Below are 23673 nucleotides of genomic sequence, written 5' to 3'. Positions count from 1 at the left end.
TAAAAAACCAAATCGTTATTCTGATGCATTTCAGAAGACATTCAAAATAAAATAAATGAAGTATATAAAGTTTATTTTTTTAATCGTTATGGCCGTTTTAGTTGGTGTTAACATTAGTTGCGAACGTGACGATATTTGTCCCGCAACCACTTCTACAACACCCAGATTAATTATCGATTTGTATGATACGGCCAATCAATTAAACAGAAAAAATGTGTTTGGTTTAGTAGTTGTAGGCGTCGATAACAATACCATTTTACCTGGTTTTCAAATAACATCCACAAATAAATTACTATTACCACTACGTACCGATGCCAACCAAACGCAATATAGGCTTAGAAAAGATAGTAAAGTAAACGATAATGGTACACCTAATGACACAAGCGACGATTTTATCGATCCAAACCAAGGAAACGAAGATATTATTACCATAAATTATGTTCGAGAAGAAGTTTTTGTATCGCGTGCCTGCGGATACAAAACCATTTTTAACAGCATCACTCTTACAATAGAAGACGATGGCAATAACTGGATTTTGGCAAGACAACCGCTTTTAGATAATCAACCCTTAGAAAATGAAACAACAACACATTTCAACATATTTCATTAAAAGTTTTTTAATATTGCTTGTGTTTTGTGTGTCTGTTCATGCTCAAAACGATAGTATTCAAAAAACTGTAAACGACTCAATAAAAATCAAGGAAAAGTATGGCCTTCGTGTTGGTGGAGATATCTCTAAACTAGTACGTTCCTTTTTAGACGACGATTATAAAGGTTTCGAAATAGTAGCCGACTACCGATTAAAAAAACGTTTATACATTGCCGGAGAAATTGGTACAGAAGAAAAAAACACTGTTAATGATTATTTAAACATCACTACCAAAGGCAGTTACATTAAAGGAGGCATTGACTATAACTTATACCAAAATTGGTTAGATATGGACAATATGATTTATTCCGGATTTCGTATTGGTGCCAGTAGCTTTAGTCAGAACTTGAATAGTTATACCATATACACCACAAATCAATATTACCCGCCCTTTTCATCGTCTGATTTAACCGAATTTAAAGGTTTAACTGCCATTTGGGCCGAAGTTATTTTAGGTATAAAAGCACAGGTTTTAACAAATTTATATTTCGGTTTAAACGTACAGCTTAAATTTTTAGCCAGTGAAACCGAACCCGATAATTTCATAAATGTATACATTCCCGGTTTTAACAAAACCTACGATAGCAGCGGAATTGGCGTTGGTTACGGCTATACCATTTCCTATAGAATACCCCTTTACAAAAAAGATAAATAATTTTAAAATTATATATTTGTAGTAATCATTCAATAAAATATAATGCCAAAAAACACCTATAAAATTGCTGTTATACAATTAAACTTGAATAACACTCCAGAGAATAATTTAAAAAAATGCATTCAATGGGTAAAAGACGCTGCAGCAAAAGGCGCTGAAGTAATCTCATTACCAGAGCTTTATAGCAGCCACTACTTTTGCCAGAGTGAAGATGTCGATAATTTCGCTTACGCGGAACCCTTGTACAGCACATCATTTACTGCCTTTAGTGATTTAGCTAAAGAACTGGGTGTGGTTATTATCGTTCCATTTTTCGAAAAAAGAATGGCGGGTGTTTACCATAACAGCGCATACATCATAGATACCGATGGTTCTGAAGCTGGGTTATACCGAAAAATGCATATTCCAGACGATCCTCATTTTTATGAAAAATTCTATTTCACACCAGGCGATATAGGTTTTAAATCGTTTCCAACTAAAAAAGGTAATATAGGTACATTAATTTGTTGGGATCAATGGTATCCTGAGGCAGCAAGACTTACAGCCTTACAAGGTGCCGAGGTTTTATTTTACCCAACAGCCATTGGTTGGCATCCACAAGAAAAAGCAGAATTTGGCGAAAACCAACAAGGTGCCTGGATGAATGTTATGCGCGGTCACGCCGTAGCCAATGGGGTTTATGTGGCAGCAGCCAACAGAATAGGATTAGAAAAATACTTGCCAGAAACGAATGGTATCGAGTTTTGGGGGTCTTCATTTATTGCAGGTCCACAGGGCGAAATTTTAGCACAAGCATCTGTAGATAAAGAAGAAATATTATTGGCCGATGTCGATTTAAAATTACAAGAAAATGTACGTCAAAACTGGCCATTTTTAAGAGACCGTCGCATCGATAAATATGGCGATATTACTAAAAGAGCAATCGACTAATGAGTCAATCTAACTGGATATTTCCCGCAGAATGGGAACAACAAGAAGGCGTTTTGTTATGTTTTCCTCATAATGGCAACGATTGGCCGGGTAAATACGAAGCCATTCAATGGGCTTTTGTAGAATTTATAAAAAAAGTAGCTTCAGTTGAAACTGTATTTTTAGTTGTAGCTAACGAAAAACTTAAAGATAAAGTACAAAACATGCTCGAAACGGCGCATGTTAATTTAAAAAACGTATCCTTCATCATTCAAAAAACCAATAGAAGCTGGATGCGCGATTCTGGTCCTATTATTGTAAAAAATGGAACAAATCGTAAAGGTTTAAATTTCAATTTTAATGGTTGGGCTAAATATTCTAATTATAAGTTAGATAAACATGTTCCCCAAAAAGTAACCGAAGCATTAAATATACCGTTAGAACAGGTTTTATACAAAGGAAAACCTGTTGTTTTAGAGGGTGGTGCTTTAGAAGTAAATGGTAAAGGTACTTTAATTACAACCGAAGAGTGTTTGTTGCACCCAAACATACAAGTTAGAAATGCTGGCTTTAACAAAAGTGATTACGAAGCTATTTTTAAAGAATACTTAGGTGTAACACATGTTATTTGGTTAGGAAACGGGGTTGAAGGCGACGATACCCATGGACATATTGACGATTTAGCACGATTTGTAAACGAAAACACCATTCTAACTGTTGTTGAAGATAACCCTGAAGATGCTAATTACAAACCCTTACAAGACAATTTAAAACGATTAAAAGAGGCAACGCTGGAAAACGGCAAACACCCTAACGTGGTAAGTTTACCTATGCCAAAACGATTGGATTTTGATGGCATACGTTTACCAGCTAGTTACGCTAATTTTTTAATTATTAACAAAACTGTTTTGGTGCCTACGTTTAATGATGCTAACGACCGAGTGGCCTTAAACATAATCGCCGATTGTTTTCCTGATAGAGAAATTATTGGTATTTCGGCCACCGATTTTATTTGGGGCTTCGGGACTTTGCATTGTTTGAGTCAGCAAATACCAAAATAAAACAAAACTATTTTTGTGTTTTTAAAGCTACTTAATCATAGAACTATCTAAAATTAAGTAGCTTTTATGCTTCTGTAAAAACTACGGTTATTCAATTAAAAGCCCATGACAGTAATTCAAATGTTATTAATGAAACCTTTATCTACTTTACACAATATTTTAAAAGCTGCTATACCCTGCTTGATAAGCTTTAGTATAAACGCTCAAACTTTGAATTCTTCTAACATTAATTTGTCTCAGAAACATGTTACTTGGATTCAATCGGCTAACGATTTCAATCAGGAAAATTTAACAAGCGCTCAAATAGACCTGGAAATATCGCATATTATTAAAACAGCGTCTCTTAATCAGGTATTAACAAAAGATATTGAAACACCTATAAACACTAAGAAATTAATCTATTTAGGCTATAAACATCCTAACGATTTAAATATTTTCAAGCAGAATCCAATTTCATCAAACAATTCATCTAACATTAATAAAACGCTTTATATTTATAAATACGATCAGTTTTATTTTTCAACTGAAACCAATAGCGCTACAGACCAAACACATATATTTTACAGTATTCGTGCCATAGAAATTTTAAAAAACAGATACCCTGAAGCCTTCCAGATGTTGTTTACAAACACAACATTTTATAAAACCGATCGTCCTAAATTTGAAACATTTGCCAATGCTAATAAAGCGTTTTGGATTGCTTTTAATGCACATCCCATTTACATTGCAGAATCTTTAACCACTTTTTTACAAGAAGGCTATTTTCCAAATACCGATGGTGTTTTAGTTGCCCGATACGCCAATATTCCTGTAATAAGTATCCATTCTGAAAATATTTTAGGAACCAATAATACTAAAGGTAGCAAACCTATTTACAACAAACCAACTGCCCAAGAAAACTATAAACTTTATATGCGTGAAGCTTTAGTTGAAACCATTTTACACGAAATGCTGCATCAATATATAGATTATGCTTATCCATACAACGAAACCATTTCTAAAATTAAACATTCAAGAATTTTGTATGCATTTAATTTAGCCGAAGAATGTGCGACAATGAATACTTCTTTAAGTTACCTCATGAGTAAAGGAGGTTTCTCGAATACGTTGTTCGATTACTACTATCCAGCCGTTTTCAACTACAATATAAACACGCTAAAAAACAAGAATTTGTTAGATAGTTACAGCGCTATTTTTAATAATTCGAGTGCGTTTTCAAACAAAAACTTACGAAATATTTTTAATCTTCATCTTTTTGATTCTCATTAAAATGCATTAATAAAACATTTAAATTGAAAATATTACAGTAAATAAATTTTAATTATTAAAAACGACAGTTTTCATAAAATTTTAAATGTTAACATATTTTAACCAAACTCCATTTGGTGATTATATGCAATTACAATAATTTTAACGCCGAAATGAACCTAACTATAAAAAAACATATTATATTATTAGGATTCCTTTTGCTACATGTGTTCGCAAATATCTCTGCGAATGCAACAAACAGCATAAAGGATGCATTTTATATTGGAGATCATAACGTTTCGCTTCTTACTTCTGAAACTTTAAATCCGAATTCTGAATTTGATATACATGCTCACACAAAACAAAAACACCAACATGTATCTGAAGTTATTGAAAGTGAGACTTTTGAAGAAGATGAAGAACATGGAAGATCCAACCAAAAACTAATACCTTTTAGCAATACCTATATTGCTAATTTTCATAGTAATACTTTAGAAAACACTGCTTACAAATTTGTAAAAAACAGTAAATGTTTCGATTATTATTTTATTAAACCTACCGTTAGCTTACACCTCAAGTTTCAGGTTTTTATAATTTGATAACATGTTTCTAGCAGGCAAACCACTTCAATAGCCTGTGTTTTTAAATACATTTCAAACCAATTATTAAAAAACTAGGCAATTATTTGAATTTGTTTTCAAAGGCCTGTACAATCATTTTATCTAAAAATTTTCAAATATTAAGACTATGAAAAAAACATTCATTTTCGTTGGCATACTTGCGTTTATACTTAATACAAGTTGCGAATCAAAAAAGCATGAAAAACACGAAGATGTAAAATATCTTGTTACAAATCCAATAAAAAGAGATACATCTATTACTAAAGATTACGTTTGTCAAATCCACTCCATTCGTCATATCGAATTAAGAGCGCTGGAAAAAGGATATTTACAAAACATTTCTGTTGATGAAGGTCAGGTTGTAAAAAAGGGGCAACAAATGTTCCAAATTATGCCAAACATTTATCAAGCCGAACTTCAAAAAGCTTCAGCGGAAGCGAAAGTAGCCGAAATAGAACTTAAAAATACCCAATTGCTTGCCGATGGTAACGTTGTTTCTAAAAACGAATTAGCCATGGCTAAAGCAAGTTTTGAAAAAGCAAAAGCCGAAGTACAATTAGCAAATACACACTTAGGTTTTACTAGTATTAAAGCGCCTTTTGATGGTATTATGGACCACCTTCATGTGCGTGAAGGTAGTTTATTAGACGAAGGCGAATTACTAACAACCCTATCCGATAACAGTAAAATGTGGGTATATTTTAACGTACCAGAATCTGAATATCTAGACTACATTATTAGCGCCGACAAAGACTCTAAAAAAGAAGTAAAACTATTAATGGCAAACAACAAAGAATTTAATGAAATGGGAGTTGTTGAGACTATTCAAGGAGAATTTAACAACGAAACTGGAAATATTGCCTTTAGAGCCACATTCCCAAATCCGAATGGTATTTTAAGACATGGAGAAACAGGTAGTATTTTAATGAATGTTCCATTAAAAGATGCTATTATAATTCCGCAAAAAGCAACTTTCGAAATTTTAGATAAAAAATATGTTTTTGTAATCGACAAAAACAATGTTGTTAGACAAAGAGAAATAAAAGTTGGTGCCGAGTTACCCCATTTATTTGTTATTGAAAAAGGTTTATCTGTAAACGATAAAATATTACTTGAGGGTATTAGAATGGTTAAGGATAAAGAAAAGATTCATACAGAATTTGTAGAACCAAATTCTGTATTAACGCACTTAGCCTTATACGCAGAGTAACAAACCCTAATCCTAACAATTATGTTTAAAAAATTTATAAAAAGACCGGTACTGGCAATAGTCATTTCGGTTATAATTGTTTTTACGGGCTTACTCGCCATAAAACAATTACCCATATCGCAATTTCCTCAAATTGCACCTACAACAGTTAATATTTTTATTGCCTATCCAGGAGCGAGTTCGGAAGTATTAGTAAATTCAACGTTAATTCCTTTAGAAACCGCTATAAACGGTGTACAAGGCATGCGTTATTTAGCTTCCGATGCTACCAGTGCTGGTGAAGGTACCATACGTGTTATTTTCGAACCAGGCACCGACCCCAACCAAGCGGTTGTAATGGTTAAAACCCGTGTAGACCAAGTGATGCCGTTATTGCCCGAATTGGTTCAAAAAGAAGGGGTTGTTATTACGCCTATTCAACCAAGTATGTTAATGTACGTGAACCTTTATGGAAATGGCAAAGATGACAACGAATTATTCCTTTACAACTACGCATACACTAAAATTATTCCAGAAATTCAACGTATTAATGGTATTGCAAGTGCTCAAATTTTAGGAAGTAGAAAATATGCCATGCGTGTTTGGTTAAAACCAGACCGCATGCGCGCTTACAACATTTCTGCCGAAGATGTGTTAGAAGCGATGGAAGACCAGAGTATTATTGCCCGACCAGGGCGTTTGGGTGGAAGTTCTGGAAAAACTTCGCAATCTCTTGAATATGTGTTAACCTATCAAGACAGGTATAACGAACCAGAACAGTATAAAGACATTATAATTCGAGCTACTGAAGAAGGTGAAATTTTAAAATTAAAAGATGTTGCCGATGTAGAACTTGGTAGTGAATTCTTCGATATTTACTCGAATTTAGATGGGCATCCGTCTGCATCAATCATCCTTAAACAAACCCTTGGAAGTAATGGTAAAGATGTAATTGATGCCGTTAAAGAAAAATTAACCGAATTAAAGAAAGATTTACCTCCAGGAATCGATTACAAAATTAGTTACGACGTATCCAATTTCTTAGATGCATCTATCGAGCAAGTATTACACACACTTAGAGATGCCTTTATACTGGTAGCCATTGTGGTTTTCTTATTCTTAGGAGATTGGCGCTCTACATTAATTCCTATTATTGCGGTGCCTGTATCGCTTATTGGTTCGTTCTTCGTTATGCAAATGTTTGGACTATCAATCAACTTAATTACACTCTTTGCCTTGGTATTGGCCATTGGTATTGTGGTAGATAATGCTATTGTTGTGGTAGAAGCTGTCCATGTTAAAATGGAAGAAGAACATTTATCACCATATAAAGCATCATCTGCGGTATTAGGAGAAATTGGTGGTGCCATTGTTGCAATTACACTGGTAATGGTTTCGGTGTTTATACCTATTTCATTTATGTCGGGACCTGTGGGTGTATTTTACCGTCAGTTTTCCATTACTATGGCAGGATCGATTATTATTTCGGCTATCGTAGCATTAACGCTTACACCGGTGCTTTGTGCCATGATGCTTAAAAACAACAATGGTAAATTAAAAAAATCGCCCATAGACAAATTTATAGCTTGGTTTAACAATGGTTTTGAAAAACTTACCGGAAAGTATGTAAACATATTAAACAAAATTGTAGCCAGACGTATTGTAACATTCGGAATTTTATTAGCCTTTTGTGCTGGTATCTTTTTCACAAACCAAAGTCTGCCGTCCGGTTTTATTCCTAACGAAGATCAAGGAATGATTTATGCCGTAATACAAACACCTCCAGGTGCCACCTTAGAGCGTACAAACGATGTTGCCAGAAAACTTCAAAAAATATGTGAAGAAATGGATGGTGTAGCATCGGTATCATCTTTAGCGGGTTATGAAATCATGACAGAAGGTCGTGGCTCGAACGCCGGAACTTGTTTAATTAACCTAAAACCATGGTCGGAACGCTCTCACTCTGTTCATGAAATTATGGAAGAATTAGAGGAAGAAACTAAAGATTTAGGTGCTGTAATTGAATATTTTGAGCCACCAGCAGTACCAGGCTTCGGAGCATCGGGAGGTTTCTCAATGCGTTTGTTAGACAAAACCACAACGTCTGATCCTCACGATTTCGAGAAAGTAAATAACAAGTTTATGGAAGCCCTTTCAGAAAGAAAAGAACTAACCGGTTTATTTACATTTTACTCTTCTAATTATCCGCAATACGAATTAAAAATAAATAATAAAATTGCGATGCAAAAAGGCGTTTCTATTGGTAAGGCGATGGAAAACCTTAATATTTTAATTGGTAGTACCTACGAACAAGGATTTATTCGTTTTGGTAGATTTTTCAAGGTATATACACAAGCAGCACCAGAATATCGTGCACTTCCCTCCGATTTAGAAAAACTTTTTGTTAAAAATGAAGCAGGTGAAATGGTACCGTATTCGGCGTTTATGAGTATGGAGAAAAAATTAGGTCCGAACGAAATTACACGTTATAACCTGTATAATTCTGCATCTATAAACGGTTTACCAGCCTCTGGTTTTACAACCGGTGATGCCATTGGAGCCATAAAAGAAGTGGCTAGCCAAACGCTACCTAGAGGATACGATATTGCCTGGGAAGGGTTGTCTTACGACGAAGCTAACCGTGGTAACGAATCGCTATACGTATTTATAGTCGTGCTTATATTCGTGTACTTTGTATTAGCGGCACAATACGAAAGTTTCTTATTACCATTTGCCGTAATTATGTCATTGCCTGTGGGGGTATTTGGTTCGTTTGCGCTTTTAAAAGTTATGGGATTAGCAAACGACGTTTATGCTCAAATTGGTGTTATCATGCTTGTGGGTTTACTAGGTAAAAATGCAGTACTTATTGTAGAGTTTGCTGTGCAGAAACACAGAGAAGGCGCGAGTATTTTAGAAGCTACGATAGAAGGTTCTAAAGCACGTTTCAGACCTATTTTAATGACCTCTTTTGCCTTCGTAGCCGGATTAATTCCTTTAGTAGTCGCAACAGGTGCTGGTGCTATTGGAAATAGAACCATTGGTGGTTCGGCTATGGGTGGTATGCTTATAGGAACGATTTTCGGGGTGTTAGTAATTCCTGGACTTTATTTCATATTCGCAAAAATGTCTGATGGTAAAAACCTAATTAAAGACGAGTCTAACGAGCTATTCTCTGAAGAATTGATGCGCAACAGCGAATCGGAAGAAAATTCTAAAATTTCAATTCGCCAAATTAAAAAGCTTTTAAAAAAATTAACTAAAAGTAAAAACAATGAAGCATAAAATAGAAAACATAAATAAGCTTGCAAAATCTTGTTGTTTCGGTATTCTTATGGTGGCATCTATTTATTCTTGTGTGCCCTCAAGAACCTTTCGCGAGGCGAATACAACGGTACCCGAGCAATACAGCAATCAATCTATAGATTCAGCTAATATCGCTTCTATAAAATGGCGCGATTATTTTTCAGATCCGTATTTAATTGCTTTAATAGACACGGCCTTGGTTAACAACCAAGAACTAAATATCATGTTACAACGCATCGATATGGCAAACAACGAAGTGAAAGCGCGTACGGGCGAATATTTACCTTCTGTAAATATTTATGCTGGAGCCGAAGTTGAAAAAGTAGGTGAATTTACCAGAAATGGAGCCGTTGAAAAAAATCTGAACATTCGCGAAAATGAAGAGTTCCCAGAACCTCTAACCGATTTTTCTGCGGGACTTTCGGCTTCTTGGGAGCTCGATGTTTGGAAGAAATTACTAAACAGTAAAAAAGCCGCTGTTTATGAGATGCTTGCTACTGTTGAAGGTAAAAACTTTATGGTAACATCGTTGGTTTCTGAAATTGCCGATGCTTACTACGAGTTACTGGCGTTAGACAATCAATTAGAAATGATTGAACAAAATTTAGATATTCAAAATGATGCGCTGCGTATGGTACGCTTACAAAAAGAAGCTGCTAAAGCCACCGAGCTGGCTGTGCGCAGATTTGAAGCGGAAGTTTACAAAAACCAAAGTAACAAGTATAAAATTCAGCAGCAAATAGTTGAAACCGAGAATACATTAAATTTCTTGGTTGGTAAATACCCGAAGCATATCGAACGTGATTCCGATAAATTTGTTGATATGGTTATTACGCCTGTCGATGCTGGTATACCATCTCAATTACTGCAAAACAGACCAGATATTAAAAAAGCTGAGTTTGAGTTGGCTGCTGCTAAATTAGATACGAAAGCAGCAAAAGCAAACTTCTACCCTTCTATTGGTATTAAAGCTGGTGTTGGTTTACAAGCCTTTAACACAAAATACTTAACCAGTACGCCAGAATCGTTAATTTATTCGGCTGTTGGAGATCTTGTTGGGCCGCTTATTAATAGAAATGCTATTAAAGCAGAATATAAAAATGCTACATCAAGACAATTACAGGCGGTTTTCGATTATGAAAAAACCATTTTAAATGCTTATATGGAAGTTTCGAACCAGCTTTCTAACATCGATAATCTTAAAAAGAATTACGAGTTGAAACTACAACAAGTAAATGCTTTAACAGAATCTATCGATTTATCGGTGCGTTTATTTCAATCGGCCCGAGCAGATTATATGGATGTATTGTTAACACAAAGAGAGGCTTTAGATTCTAAAATAGAAATAATAGAAACTAAAAAAGACCAATTAATAGCTAATGTTGCCATTTACAAAGCATTAGGTGGTGGTTGGAATTAAACAAAAAACCTTGACTTAGTTATAACATTTAAATGCTAAAAAAAGCCCTTTTACAAAATTGTAAAAGGGCTTTTTATTTTTTTTAAAATATTTTTTAAATAATTAAAAACCTACCAATCTCTATTTTAAGAAGTTAAATCACACAGAAAAAATATTTAAAAAAGCAAATTTTTACATATTTTTTTTCTTACAAAATAAACTTATTTTCGACCAGAATTTTAATTATAGCCAGTAACTATATGGTAATAATTAAAAAGTAATTAACAATTTAAAAATTAAAAAAAATGACTAAAAAAACATTAACTGTTGCGTTTGCTGCATCAATTTTATTAACTTCTTGTTACTCTTACACGAGCGTTGTTGGAAAAGGTGCTCAAGGAAATACAGAAATTACTAAATGGAATCACTACCTTATCGATGGCTTAGCGCCAGTTGCAGTTTCAGATTCTAAACAAATGGCTAATGGATCAGAAAATTATACTGTATTTACAAGACAATCATTTGTTAATGGTTTAGTTTCTGTTTTAACTTTTGGTATATATTCACCAACAACTACAACTGTTAAATACTAATTTTATTAAAAAAGCGGTGTAAAAAATTACTCCGCTTTTAATATTTTTAATTATGAAAAAAATTATCCATTATGGTTTTATTTTGGCTTCAATTTTATTCTTAGTTCAAGCCCTGCAAATAATATCTTTGAACATTTTTAAACTAAGTAGTTTTGGGTATGGTGCTTTGATTGGAAAGATAATATTGTTATTAATATGCATTTTCATTTCTTATAAAACGCGATCCATTTCTACTAAAAATTCTAACTAGTTCATATACTTCCCTTTTTTACTACCTGCGTAAATTTCGTATTTCACTAAACGCGATTCTAATTTGGCATTAAAAAGCTGAATTTTTCTAGACGGACGCAATCCTACAAATTTTAAAGCATCCAGATTACTGGTTATAAACCAGGCATCGGTGTTGGGGTAATTTTGTTTTAAGGTATCGCCAATATTTTTATAAAACATTTCCATATCGATATTTAATCGTTCGCCATAAGGCGGATTAAATACCATGTGTAATTTATTATCGCCGCCTTTTTGAGTTTTAAAGAAGTCTTCGTGTTTAATTTCTATAAAATCGTCTAGTTGGGCATTCTTAACATTATCTTTTGCTTTGGTTACCGCACTAGGTGCTTTATCGTAACCTATAATTTTATAATGAAAATCGCGGGTTTTATTAAGTAGTGATTCTTCTATTTTTTCAAATAAATCGACATCCCAATCGCTCCAACGCTCGAAAGCAAATTCTTTACGCATAAGGTTTGGTGGTATGTTACAGGCAATCATAGCCGCCTCGATAAGCATGGTACCAGAACCACACATGGGGTCCATAAAATCTGATTGTCCGTCCCAACCAGAAAGCATAATTAATCCTGCTGCTAAAACTTCGTTTATTGGCGCAATGTTAGTCGCTAATTTATAACCACGTTTGTGCAGGGAATCGCCAGAGGAATCTAAAGAAATGGTACACAGGTTTCTATCGACATGCACATTTACTTTTAAATCGGGGAACTTTAAATCTACATTCGGGCGTTCTCCTGTTGTATCTCTAAACTTATCTACAATAGCATCTTTGGTTTTTTGGGCAATAAAAAGGGAATGCGAAAATAATGTAGTATGTATAGTAGCATCGATAGCCAAAGTACCAGAAGGTTTTAAATATTGAGACCAATCCATTGCATATATTTTATTATACAAATCTTTCTCATTATTAACATGAAAACTGTGGATGGGTTTTAATATTTTTATGGCGGTACGCAAGGCTAAATTACATTTATACATAAAGCCTTTATCGCCAGTAAACGACACATTACGCACCCCTTTTTTTACATGTTGTGCGCCTAATTGTGTTAGTTCGTTTGCTAGTAAATCTTCGAAACCAAATAAGGTTTTGGCTACCATTGTGTAATTTTCTTCCATTTTTTTGTACTACTTGCTTAGTTCCCTTTAATAGATTGCAAAAATAGCGTAATTTTGCGGGAATATTAAAGTTAATATGAATTTAGGTTAAGGATTGCAGCGGCATCCTTTTTTGCCATTAAAAGCAAAAAAGATATAGCGGAAAGCCTGACCTTAGGTTGCTTAAACAACCTAAGGGAACCTCCAAATAAGTTTATGAATACAAATACTTCTAATTGGTTTACTTCGTGGTTTGACACACCGTTTTACCATATTTTATATAAGGATAGAGACGATAGCGATGCGCAATTTTTAATGGATAACATTACAAATTACTTAAATATCCCCGAGCAAGGCACCATTTTAGACCTGGCTTGTGGTCGTGGCCGTCATTCGGTGTATTTAAATACCTTGGGTTTTGATGTTACGGGAGCCGATTTAAGTGAAAACAGCATTGCTTTTGCGAAACAATTTGAAAACGAACACTTGCATTTTGTGGTGCATGATATGTGTAAGCCGTTTCAAAAAACTTTTGATGCCGTTTTTAATTTGTTTACAAGTTTTGGGTATTTTGAAAATGAAATAGACAATTTAAACACGATTAAAGCCATTAAAGCCAATTTAAACGACTCTGGATTTGCTGTTATTGACTTTATGAATAGTGAATTTGTAATAAATAATTTAGTACCCGAAGAGACAAAAACCATTGATGGTATTACCTTTAATTTAAAGCGTTATGTTGAAAATGGCTATATTGTTAAAGATATTAGTTTTAATACTGAAGGTGAAGATTATAATTTTCAAGAGCGTGTAAAAGCCTTTACTTTAGCCGATTTTGAAGCGCTTTTTGAAGCTGCCGATGTCTATTTGTTAGATGTTTTTGGTGATTATAAATTGCATAAATTTAGCCCCAAAACATCGGAACGTTTGGTTATGATTTTTAAATAATTGTAACTTTTTTACTTTACAAATTGAATTTATAGCTTAATGAATAAATTTATTTTTCCTATACTGGCGGTTGTTATTGGTTTTATTTTAGCAAGTGTTACTAAAAAACAAAAATCGATAAACACGAAATTACTGCTTTCGTTTAGTGGTTCGTTTTTATTGGCGCTCACGCTTTTTGAATTACTACCAGAGGTTTACGAACATTTAGATAGTAAGTTTTCTGGTTTATATATTATGTGCGGTATTTTACTGCAAATTATTCTAGAACTTTTCTCGAAAGGCGCCGAACACGGTCATGTGCACATACACAACCACGAAAAAGCGTTTCCTTGGCTGTTGTTTATTAGTTTGTGTATTCACAGCTTCTTAGAAGGTTTCGCTATTCACGACCATAACGACATGGTGTATGGTGTTTTGGTGCATAAAATTCCTATTGCTACTTTAATAACGATGTTTTTGTTTCAGTCGCATTACAAGAAATCGCAGATTGCTTTATTTTTGTTGGTTTTTGCTATTATGACGCCTCTAGGAACTTTTATTTCAAGTACTTCTGAAATGGTAGCCCATTATTCTCAAGTTATTAATGCCATAGTTATTGGTATATTTTTTCATATATCTACCACTATTTTATTTGAAAGTGGCGAAGGCCATAAATTTAACTTGTCGAAATTTATTTCTATAATAGCCGGTGTTGGTGTTGCTTATTTAATTTAAGTATTTTAAAATCAATATCTTAAATTACTTATTTTAAATTATACATTTAATACTAACCAGCATTTAAATGAAATGTTTTTGTGTTAAAATTTTTATAGAATTTACACCTAAAACACAATGTTTATTTTAAAGTTTGTAACTTTAAACTTTCAGTAATACATGTTTAGCAAAGAAGAATCTCGCTTATTACGTCAAGAATTTTGGACCAGTTTCGGGAAGTCGTTTCCAACAAAATGGATTTTATACGATACGAAACTTAAAGGTTTAAGTTTTAAATTTCATTTTGATACTAAAACAGCTCTTGTAGCCTTAGATCTCGAGGACGATCTAGAAAATCGCATAAATTATTGGGAGAAACTGGTCGCTTTAAAATCTATTTTAATAGACGAATATTTACCTGATGCCATATACGAAGAGGCGTATTTTTTAGAAAATGAAAAAGAAATTTCAAGAATTTACGTTATCCTCGACCAAAAAGTATCTATACACAACAAAAATACTTGGCGCGATGTTATGGAATTTTTTAATGTAAACATGACGCTTTTTGAAGCCTTTTTTAATGAATACAGAGATGTTATTGAAGGCTAATTAACCATAAAAACAAATCCATGATTATTGACATTCACACCCATATTAACAATTACCACGAAGACCGCGTTGTTTCACTTGAAGCTTGTTTAGACAAGCTTATAGAAAACATGAAAGCAAACCAAGTAGATTATTCGTTGGTGTTAACATCGTACAAAGTGAATGAACATAGACCCAGCACAAAACAAGTTGTTGAAGCCATTAAAGGTTACGATAATTTAGGTGTTGTAGCTGGCATTAGTTATTTAAATTACAACCACAGAGATCTTAACGAAATAAGCGGTTATTTAGATCAAAAACTTATTAAAGGTTTAAAATTTTATCCTGGTTACGAACCTTTTTATCCGAACGATAAGCGCTTAAAAGTGGTTTACGACATGGCTATTGAATACGATGTGCCTGTAATGTTTCATTCGGGAGATACGTATGCGCCAACAGGTAAAATAAAATACTCTCACCCGATTCATATAGACGATTTGGCTGTTGATTATCCCGAACTTAAAATTGTAATTTGCCACGTTGGCAACCCATGGATTCGCGATTGTATGGAAGTGGTTTACAAAAACAAGAATGTTCATGCCGACATTTCTGGCTTGGTGCTAGGTAATTTTTCTGAAAAATTTGAACGTTTCATGAAAAAAGAAATTGAAGAAATGATAACCTACGCCGGCGACCCTAACTATTTGTTATATGGCACCGACTGGCCTATTTCTAACATGGATTCGTATTTAAAATTTATGGAGCAGTTGGATTTACCGCAGGAGAAAAAAGAATTGATTTTATGGAAAAATGCCGTGAATTTATTTAAAATTGATGTCGATAAATTAAAATCGTTATAACCCTTTAACTTAAAGGCTTTTTACCATTTCGTAATCGTCCATAACAAAGCCATTGCCAATATCGGCTACTATGGGTTTGGTAATTATAAATCCTAGTTTTTTATAAGCTTTAATGGCTATTTCATTGTTTATATTAACTGTTAGCCGTATACCTTTTAGCTGTTTAATTTTAACTTGTTCTAGTATAAAATGAATTGCGTTTTTTGCTATACCCTTATTTCTTTGAGTTTTTAAAACGTAAATTTTACTTAAAAACATGTTGGTTTCCTCTGGTTTTATGGCGAAATAACCAACGGCAGCATTATCCAAGTACATTATAAAATAAGACATGCCCGCTTGAACCTGATTTTCAATTGCTTTTGCTGTTTGAAATTGATCGAGCATATAATCTATTTGCGATTTACCTACTATAGGAATATAATGGTCTCGCCAAATCGTATCGGCTAATAATTCAATATCTGAGAAAGCTTGTTTAGTGGTTGCTTGTGTTATATGCATCATATTAAATTACATAAAAGAAAATCATAAAAAAATGACATACAGCCCCCGCCAAAACAAACAAATGCCAAATAACATGATTAAAAGGGATTTTTTCAATGGCGTAAAAAATAATTCCACCCGTATAAGCTAAACCGCCAGCAAATAATAACAAAATAGCATTGGGGTGCAGAGCCTTGCTTAAATTAGTAAAATCGAAAACAATTAACCAACCCATAACTAAATAAAGTAAGGTTGAAAACACAGAAAACTTCCCGGTAAAAAAGACTTTTAAAACTACCCCAAATGCTGCAATACCCCAAACAATGTAAAACAACAGCCAACCAAGGCTATGGGGCAAGGTAATAAGCAAAACTGGTGTATAGGTGCCCGCTATTAAAAGGTAAATACTTATATGATCTACAATGCGGTAAAAGTGTTTCTTTTTTTGGTCTGTTACCAAGTGATAAAGTGTAGAGGCTGTAAATAATATTATTAACGACGCACCATATACAATTACACTAAATAAACTAAAAGGTGATTTCTCTGTGTTATAAACTACCAATAAAACTAAAGCAATCCATCCGAAAAGAGCACCAACAGCATGCGATGTGGCATTTAATTTTTCTTCAAATGGCGATTGCACCCGCATATTAATCTGTATTTTTTTTGTACAACCACTTATCGTTTAAATCGTAGAAATTATATTTCACTGCCGAGGGCTGTCGCTGTAACGTACCATTTTGAAAACTACGCTGTAAAATATCTTCAATTAAATAATCTTCCTGGACATTATAAGGATCGAATTCTCGTTTTAAAGAAATATCAAACATACTCGCTGTGGTATTATACCAAAAGGCCCGCCACCCGCTTCTTAGCTCTTTAACCAAATTAAAAGCCGTTGTACCTGTTTGTCTGTGTATGAGTTTAACTAATATCTGTCCTTCGGTACGACTCAATTTCTTTAATTCATCTGAAAATTCACCTTCAATATATTTCTGTATGCGCTTGGTATAAATTCTTTTATCTCGGTTGCGTTTTAAACTCGCCAAACGCTTGGTCATAGAATCCAAACGATCGGCAGCCAATTTCGCATAAGGATAAACTTTAATTGTTTTTCTTTTTAAAATTAAATAGCGTCTTCTTGCCTCTAAATCTTTAAACGTAAGCTTGTTTAAAATAACAACCGTTGGCAAATTTACTATGGGCTGTGCAATACTATCGCCTTCCATTAAGATATAAGTAGAATCCTGCTCAAATTCATTGATTTGTGCAAAGAAAAAAACAGGAAAAAATAAAATTATATATCTTATAAAAGTCTTCATATAACTATTGGAGCAATAACATTTCAAAATTAATAATTTACCTCCTCTTAAACATTTTTTAGTGGTTTTATTTTTATCGCTTTTCAAGGAAAAACCTATCATTTAAAACTTGATATAATTAATAACTTTATTAATACATAACTTATTTTAATGATGCCAATTTCTATTAATATTATTATTTTAGTACAAAATTTTAAAACATGACGAAAGCTAGTATTCTAAACGAAAAGTCGATAGACTTCCTAGAAAAATATTTAAATAATGCATCGCCAACAGGTTACGAATGGACCGGACAAAAGCTGTGGATGGATTACCTAAAACCATATGTAGATACTTTTATTACAGATACTTACGGCACTGCTGTTGGAGTTATAAATCCAGATGCAAAATATAAAGTTGTTATCGAGGGGCATGCCGATGAAATTTCATGGTATGTAAATTACATTTCAGACAACGGATTAATTTACGTGATTAGAAACGGCGGTAGCGACCACCAGATTGCCCCAAGTAAAATAGTTAACATTCACACTAAAAACGGCATTGTAAAAGGTGTTTTTGGCTGGCCTGCCATCCATACCCGAGATAAATCGAACGAGCAAGCACCAAAACCAGATAATATTACCATCGATGTTGGAGCTAAAGACAAAGAAGAAGTAGAAAAATTGGGTGTACACGTGGGTTGCGTGATCACGTATCCAGACGAATTTCACATTTTAAATGGCGACAAATTTGTATGCCGCGCCCTAGATAATCGCATGGGCGGCTTCATGATTGCCGAAGTAGCACGTTTACTTAAAGAAAACAATAAAACATTGCCTTTCGGGTTATACATTACCAACTCGGTACAAGAAGAAATTGGTTTACGAGGTGCCGAAATGATTACCCAAACCATCAAACCGAACGTCGCCATTGTTACCGATGTAACGCACGATACATCAACTCCAATGATTGAGAAAAAAACACAAGGCGATTTAGAAATTGGTAAAGGTCCCGTTGTGGCTTATGCCCCGGCAGTACAACAAAAATTACGCGATTTAATAACCGAAACTGCCGAAGCTAAAAACATTCCGTTTCAACGTTCTGCCCTGTCAAGAGCCACCGGCACAGACACCGATGCCTTTGCTTATAGCAATGGTGGCGTAGCCTCAGCGCTTATTTCATTACCGCTGCGTTACATGCATACCACCGTAGAAATGGTGCATCGCGACGACGTAGAAAACGTAATTAAATTAATTTACGAAAGTTTACTTAACATAAAAGACGGCGAAACTTTTAGTTATTTTAAATAATCTTAAATCATTCCCGCTAATTTCGGCGGGAATTTTTTTGTTAAAATATATTATTGGGGCGTTACCACAAGGGTCGGGTTTTCCGCTATATCTTTTGCGAAAAGCAAAAGGATGCCGCTGCAACCCCTAACGCAACACAACTCCAAACAAAATTTCAACTCAAAATAAAAAACTTATGGACGAATACATAGATCTTGTTGATAAACACGGAAATCCCTTAGGAACAAGTGAACTAAAATCTGTGATTCACCAAAAAGGATATTACCATCATACGGCGCATATTTGGTTATACACCAAAAACGGATACGTTTTACTCTCGCAACGTTCGGCAAAAAAAAGTATTTGTCCGTTACTTTGGGATGTCTCGGTAGCTGGCCATATTGATGCTGGAGAAACAATAAAACAAGCCGCCATAAGAGAAACCCAAGAAGAAATTGGATTAACCATTTTAGAAGGCCAGTTAAAACGCGTAGGTGTTTTTCCTTGTTTTCAAACGTACGACAGCGGTATTATCGATAATGAATTTCATAATACGTTTATAGCCGAACTTAACACACCTATAACCGCATTAAAAGTACAAGAGGAAGAAGTCGAAGCTTTAAAATTAATATCTATATCCAAATTTCAAAATTTAATAGATACCATTGGCGCGAGCAATCATTTTATTCCTTCTAATAAAAACTATTATCAAATTGTATTAGACACGATTAAAAAGGAAGTTAATAAATGAATCTGCTCCTTCTTGCCGTTACACCCATATTTATAGTTATTCTCTATATTTACTACAAAGATAAATACGAAAAAGAACCTCGAAGATTACTGCTATATAATTTTTTATTAGGCCCCATTGTAAGCATCATAATAACGATGATTATGTATTATGGTTTTAATATTATTTTACCATTACCAGACCGAACCAGTGTTATACAACAATTTATTAGAGCGTTTTTTGTTGTTGGCTTCACCGAAGAATTTAGTAAATATATTATTGTTAAATTTTATTCCCAAGCTAAAGCAGACTTTAACGAACCCTTCGATGGTATTGTTTACGCCGTCATGGTTTCAATGGGTTTTGCTGCCACAGAAAACATAATGTACGTGTTACAAGGCGGATATTATGTGGGTATATTACGTGCTTTTACAGCTGTTCCTGCGCATGCAACCTTTGGAATTCTTATGGGCTATTTTGTTGGTAAGGCTAAATTTTCTAAAAACAGAGTCGTACTAAACATAACAGGTTTACTGCTCGCAATATTATTTCACGGTGCTTACGACTTTTTCTTGTTTATAAATTTTATTCCTGGCATTTCTACAGGAGCTTTTGTTTCGTTATTTATAAGCATTTTACTTTCTAGAAAAGCTATAAAGAAACATCAGGATAATTCGAATTTTAGAATTTAAATTCTTTAAAGATTGTATAAAATTGAAAACTCGATGTTTGTTGTATTGTGTCCATTGTTTGGTTGTTTCGTTTCCAAATTAGAAGTATGTCTAACAGAACATCTGGCATCAAGTTGAATATTATCAATACCATAAGACACCCCCAAACCAAAAATATCTGAAAAGGCAAAACCTTTTGCCAAACGCTCGGTTTCTTTATCTGAAATCATAGGACCTACACTTCCTAAAGCATAAACACTAACCGACTTGTAAATGGTATATCTGGCAATTAATCCGCAATTAAGAACATATTCCTTAATAGTTCTTTTTTGAGTAAATAGATCTTGTTTTTCCTGATAATCAGGTTCTGTAGGTTTTATAAAAAACTTATTTAAAAGTTGGTGCTCGGCCACATTGTAACTTGGCTCGATGTTGGTTTCAAAGGTCCATCGTCCTTTTTCTGATAATTTATAATTTACTACCCCCTTATAAAAAGTTACCGTATGCGAATAACTAGCTAAATTAAAAGGAAATTTATTTTGTGAGCCTGTACCATAAGAAATACCAATTTTTAGGTTTTCTTTTTTAAATTGAGCAAACGAGGTAAAATTAAAAGCAAATGAAAAAAGAGTTGTAAAAACAACCGCTAAGAATCTGTTTTTCATCAAAAGAATTTAAAAATTTATAATTTCAGAATTAAACATAAAAGCATCTTGCCAACGATCGAAACGATCATCATAATTTTCGGCAAACACTAAATACTGGCATTTACCAATACTTTCGGGTGTTCGGTTTACTTCGGCAAAATGGTTGTTTCTAAATAAAAAATCGGCATCTTCAACAATAAACATTTGCAGCTTATTTAAGTTAATTCCGTTAAGGTAAAATATGGCATTTAAACGTTTGGGCGTTGCAATTACAATGTCTGTTCCTTCATAAATTTCATCGCGCTGCGCATCAATATTTTTTTGCTCGTAGGCACAATACACTCGTAAATCGGTACCGCGTTTGTAGTAGTTAAAAAGCTGCGTTAATTCTAAAGCTTCGTTTTTGTCTTTTACAAAAATTAATGCCCTTGGCGCATCTTCAAAAGCATGTTTTAGCTTATTAATAACACTAATTATCATACTCGTTGTTTTTCCAGAGCCTTTGGGTGCTATTACAAACATACTTGTGCCTCCTTTTATTTTTGATAAAATTTGAGTTTGAAGCGCATTAGGTTTTAAAACACCTTGATCTATCAAATTATTTTTAAGAGGTTCTATTATTTTTTTAAAAGACATTGAATTTAATTTAATTCGATGCAAAGATAGGTTTTAATACTGCTATAAAAAATCAATTAGAATCAAAAAAAAAGGCATCCATTTCTGAATACCTCCTTCTTGCTATCAAATTAGTCACTCTTTGATTAAAACTGTAAATCAGCTACTAAATCGAATTCATCGTAAATAGCCTTATCTTTTAAACCATCGAAAAAGCTTGTAGACCCGTAACGTACATCGTATTTTGTTCTATCAACTTTTAATGATGTAGTTGCTTTATTTCCGTAAATTGAAATTACAAACGATACTGGGTGTGTTTTACCTTTAATAGTTAAATCGCCCGTTACTTCGTAAGCATTTTTTCCTGAAGCTTTTACTTTAGTAAAAACTAAACTTGCTTTTGGGTGTTTTGTTACACCAAAGAAATCATCTGACTTTAAATGACCATCTAATTTATCTTTGTACTCACCTTGTAAATCTGTAGAGTTTATAGTGGTCATATCGATAACAAACTCACCTCCTACTAATTTATCTCCTTCAAAAGATAAAGAACCAGACTCTAAAGCAATGGTTCCTTCGTGTGAACCTGTTACTTTATAACCTTTCCAAACAACTTTGCTTTCATCTATTTTAATTTCTTTTTTCTCTTTTACGATGGTTGTAAAAGAAAATGTTGCAAATGCTACAATTGCTACTGCTGCTAAATTTTTAATTAATTTTTTCATTTTTCTAGTTTTAATTTTAGTTTAATTTTTATGATCCGTAATAAAATTTTTCTTTAATAATTTTTCCGTCTTTCCATTCTTGAACGGCAATTTGATTAAAATTTCTAATCCCTAAATCTTTGTGAGTATAATCAAAATGCCACTCAACCATGGTCGTATTTTCGCCAATGGCAATTTTTAAAGGCTTAGCGCATCTAAATTCTGTTATGGCTGCAAAAAACGCTTCTTCTCTTTTTCTATTAATTTCTTTCCCAACAAATTCTGGTGTATCGTTTTCTTGCATTACTACGTCGTCGTGATAAAATTCGTCAAATGCTTCAAGCGCTTTTCCTTGTAAAATCATGTCGTTGAGAGCACTAATTTTTTCGATTAATGTGTGCATAATTTATACCAATTTGTCTCACACAAATTTGGGTAACAAATACGAGGTAAAAAATGAAGTAGTTTATGAAATCATGTTAATCTAGATTAACATTTATTGCTCTTGTATAAGCTGGCTTTTAATTTTGCTTAAAAATTCTTTGGTAATACCAAGGTATGAAGCAATCATATATTGCGGAATACGTTGCTCTATAAGCGGATACTGTTCTCTGAAAAATAAATATTGTTCTTTTGCAGTAAGACTAAAGTTTCTTACAATTCGTTTTTGCGATGCTACAAATGCTTTCTCAATTATTTTTCTAAAAAAGCGTTCTAAAGCGGGTATTTTTTCATACAATTCTTCGATAATATCTTCTGCAAAAACAACAACTTCGGTATTTTCAAGACATTGCACGTTAAAATCGGCAGGCGACTGTGTAATAAAACTACCAATATCTGAAGACCACCAATCTTCAATGGAAAACATTAAAATATGTTCTTGGCCTTCTTTGTCTAAATAAAAGGTTTTGGTACACCCTTCTAAAACGTAGCAAGAATATTTACAAACATCACCCTGTTGAACAATATATTGTCCTTTTAAATACTTTCTAATGAATAATTTATCCTCTAATAAAGCAATATCTTTATCGGATAAACTAATGTAGTTATTTATGTATATTATTAAGGGTTGTATGCTCATGTATAATATTCTTAAAAACAAATTTAACAATAAAATGAAGCTAATTAACTTGAT

The 23673-nt window shown here is 33.5% G+C and carries 26 protein-coding genes; 17 read left to right on the top strand and 9 right to left on the bottom strand.

What is annotated here, in order from left to right; translation table 11 throughout:
* Window positions 1–55 precede the first annotated feature (55 nt).
* From AW14_RS10055 to AW14_RS10010, 10 genes are all read left to right on the top strand, one after another.
* Window positions 56–610, top strand: a complete 555-nt coding sequence (locus AW14_RS10055) for a DUF6452 family protein (RefSeq protein WP_154662149.1) — start codon at window positions 56–58, stop codon at window positions 608–610.
* Complete coding sequence (locus tag AW14_RS10050; RefSeq protein WP_044638683.1) at window positions 576–1304, top strand: DUF6048 family protein; 729 nt, start codon at window positions 576–578, stop codon at window positions 1302–1304. The genes AW14_RS10055 and AW14_RS10050 overlap by 35 nt, the downstream gene beginning before the upstream one ends.
* 42 nt (window positions 1305–1346) lie before the next feature.
* On the top strand, window positions 1347–2234 hold the full coding sequence (locus AW14_RS10045; RefSeq protein WP_044638682.1) for a carbon-nitrogen hydrolase: 888 nt from the start codon (window positions 1347–1349) through the stop codon (window positions 2232–2234).
* Window positions 2234–3274 (top strand): agmatine deiminase family protein, encoded by a 1041-nt coding sequence (locus AW14_RS10040; RefSeq protein ID WP_044638681.1) that lies wholly within the window; start codon window positions 2234–2236, stop codon window positions 3272–3274. Before AW14_RS10045 ends, AW14_RS10040 begins: the two co-directional genes overlap by 1 nt.
* 105 nt (window positions 3275–3379) lie before the next feature.
* Complete coding sequence (locus tag AW14_RS10035) at window positions 3380–4543, top strand: hypothetical protein (RefSeq protein WP_044638680.1); 1164 nt, start codon at window positions 3380–3382, stop codon at window positions 4541–4543.
* A 152-nt stretch (window positions 4544–4695) separates the two neighbouring features.
* The gene (locus AW14_RS10030; protein ID WP_044638679.1) at window positions 4696–5121 is read left to right on the top strand and encodes a hypothetical protein; all 426 of its coding nucleotides are present in this window, start codon (window positions 4696–4698) and stop codon (window positions 5119–5121) included.
* Window positions 5122–5269: 148 nt separating this feature from the next.
* The gene (locus AW14_RS10025) at window positions 5270–6352 is read left to right on the top strand and encodes an efflux RND transporter periplasmic adaptor subunit (protein ID WP_044638678.1); all 1083 of its coding nucleotides are present in this window, start codon (window positions 5270–5272) and stop codon (window positions 6350–6352) included.
* Window positions 6353–6373: 21 nt separating this feature from the next.
* Window positions 6374–9616 (top strand): efflux RND transporter permease subunit, encoded by a 3243-nt coding sequence (locus AW14_RS10020; RefSeq protein ID WP_044638677.1) that lies wholly within the window; start codon window positions 6374–6376, stop codon window positions 9614–9616.
* A complete protein-coding gene (locus tag AW14_RS10015) occupies window positions 9606–11057 on the top strand; it encodes a TolC family protein (protein ID WP_044638676.1) in 1452 nt (483 codons plus the stop codon). The genes AW14_RS10020 and AW14_RS10015 overlap by 11 nt, the downstream gene beginning before the upstream one ends.
* Window positions 11058–11341: 284 nt before the next feature.
* The gene (locus AW14_RS10010) at window positions 11342–11629 is read left to right on the top strand and encodes a Bor family protein (protein ID WP_044638675.1); all 288 of its coding nucleotides are present in this window, start codon (window positions 11342–11344) and stop codon (window positions 11627–11629) included.
* A 246-nt stretch (window positions 11630–11875) separates the two neighbouring features.
* Here the strand turns inward: AW14_RS10010 and AW14_RS10005 are convergent, their stop codons facing one another.
* A complete protein-coding gene (locus AW14_RS10005; RefSeq protein WP_044638674.1) occupies window positions 11876–13033 on the bottom strand; it encodes a THUMP domain-containing class I SAM-dependent RNA methyltransferase in 1158 nt (385 codons plus the stop codon).
* Between the two features lie 195 nt (window positions 13034–13228).
* Between AW14_RS10005 and AW14_RS10000 the strand changes: the two genes are divergently transcribed.
* From AW14_RS10000 to AW14_RS09985, 4 genes are all read left to right on the top strand, one after another.
* On the top strand, window positions 13229–13960 hold the full coding sequence (locus AW14_RS10000) for a class I SAM-dependent methyltransferase (RefSeq protein WP_044638673.1): 732 nt from the start codon (window positions 13229–13231) through the stop codon (window positions 13958–13960).
* A 39-nt stretch (window positions 13961–13999) separates the two neighbouring features.
* Window positions 14000–14674 carry a ZIP family metal transporter gene (locus tag AW14_RS09995; protein ID WP_044638672.1) on the top strand — a complete coding sequence of 225 codons (675 nt, stop codon included), beginning with the start codon at window positions 14000–14002 and terminating at the stop codon, window positions 14672–14674.
* A gap of 159 nt (window positions 14675–14833) precedes the next feature.
* Complete coding sequence (locus AW14_RS09990; RefSeq protein WP_044638671.1) at window positions 14834–15262, top strand: DUF4268 domain-containing protein; 429 nt, start codon at window positions 14834–14836, stop codon at window positions 15260–15262.
* A gap of 20 nt (window positions 15263–15282) precedes the next feature.
* Window positions 15283–16101 (top strand): amidohydrolase family protein, encoded by an 819-nt coding sequence (locus tag AW14_RS09985; RefSeq protein ID WP_044638670.1) that lies wholly within the window; start codon window positions 15283–15285, stop codon window positions 16099–16101.
* A 9-nt stretch (window positions 16102–16110) separates the two neighbouring features.
* On the opposite strand, the gene AW14_RS09980 is transcribed toward AW14_RS09985, so the two are convergent.
* From AW14_RS09980 to AW14_RS09970, 3 genes are read right to left on the bottom strand one after another with little or no spacing between them, the layout of a single operon-like run.
* Window positions 16111–16602: a GNAT family N-acetyltransferase gene (locus AW14_RS09980; protein WP_052647479.1), complete on the bottom strand. Its 492-nt coding sequence runs from the start codon at window positions 16600–16602 to the stop codon at window positions 16111–16113.
* Between the two features lies 1 nt (window position 16603).
* The gene (trhA, locus tag AW14_RS09975; RefSeq protein WP_044638669.1) at window positions 16604–17230 is read right to left on the bottom strand and encodes a PAQR family membrane homeostasis protein TrhA; all 627 of its coding nucleotides are present in this window, start codon (window positions 17228–17230) and stop codon (window positions 16604–16606) included.
* Window position 17231: 1 nt separating this feature from the next.
* Window positions 17232–17903, bottom strand: coding sequence for a DUF4294 domain-containing protein (locus tag AW14_RS09970; RefSeq protein WP_044639599.1), 672 nt, complete (start codon window positions 17901–17903; stop codon window positions 17232–17234).
* Window positions 17904–18103: 200 nt separating this feature from the next.
* On the opposite strand from AW14_RS09970, the gene AW14_RS09965 reads away from it, so the two are divergent.
* The 3 genes from AW14_RS09965 (at window position 18104) to AW14_RS09955 (ending at window position 20593) form a co-directional block, all read left to right on the top strand.
* Complete coding sequence (locus AW14_RS09965; RefSeq protein WP_044638668.1) at window positions 18104–19192, top strand: M42 family metallopeptidase; 1089 nt, start codon at window positions 18104–18106, stop codon at window positions 19190–19192.
* 175 nt (window positions 19193–19367) lie between these two features.
* On the top strand, window positions 19368–19922 hold the full coding sequence (locus AW14_RS09960; protein WP_044638667.1) for an NUDIX hydrolase: 555 nt from the start codon (window positions 19368–19370) through the stop codon (window positions 19920–19922).
* On the top strand, window positions 19919–20593 hold the full coding sequence (locus AW14_RS09955) for a PrsW family intramembrane metalloprotease (RefSeq protein WP_044638666.1): 675 nt from the start codon (window positions 19919–19921) through the stop codon (window positions 20591–20593). The genes AW14_RS09960 and AW14_RS09955 overlap by 4 nt, the downstream gene beginning before the upstream one ends.
* Window positions 20594–20598: 5 nt before the next feature.
* Here AW14_RS09955 and AW14_RS09950 read toward each other — a convergent pair whose 3' ends face one another.
* The 5 genes from AW14_RS09950 to AW14_RS09930 form a co-directional block, all read right to left on the bottom strand.
* On the bottom strand, window positions 20599–21237 hold the full coding sequence (locus tag AW14_RS09950) for an acyloxyacyl hydrolase (RefSeq protein ID WP_044638665.1): 639 nt from the start codon (window positions 21235–21237) through the stop codon (window positions 20599–20601).
* Window positions 21238–21246: 9 nt separating this feature from the next.
* Window positions 21247–21855: a DEAD/DEAH box helicase gene (locus AW14_RS09945; RefSeq protein WP_044638664.1), complete on the bottom strand. Its 609-nt coding sequence runs from the start codon at window positions 21853–21855 to the stop codon at window positions 21247–21249.
* Between the two features lie 125 nt (window positions 21856–21980).
* The gene (locus AW14_RS09940; RefSeq protein ID WP_044638663.1) at window positions 21981–22559 is read right to left on the bottom strand and encodes a YceI family protein; all 579 of its coding nucleotides are present in this window, start codon (window positions 22557–22559) and stop codon (window positions 21981–21983) included.
* Between the two features lie 28 nt (window positions 22560–22587).
* Complete coding sequence (locus tag AW14_RS09935; RefSeq protein WP_044638662.1) at window positions 22588–22941, bottom strand: SnoaL-like domain-containing protein; 354 nt, start codon at window positions 22939–22941, stop codon at window positions 22588–22590.
* Window positions 22942–23034: 93 nt separating this feature from the next.
* Entirely contained in the window at window positions 23035–23619 is a 585-nt protein-coding gene (locus AW14_RS09930; protein WP_044638661.1) for a Crp/Fnr family transcriptional regulator, read from the bottom strand.
* Window positions 23620–23673 lie beyond the last annotated feature (54 nt).

Origin of the sequence: Siansivirga zeaxanthinifaciens CC-SAMT-1 (assembly GCF_000941055.1) — a bacterium.
Lineage (GTDB): Bacteria > Bacteroidota > Bacteroidia > Flavobacteriales > Flavobacteriaceae > Siansivirga > Siansivirga zeaxanthinifaciens.
This window is presented reverse-complemented; position numbering and strand designations above follow the sequence as displayed.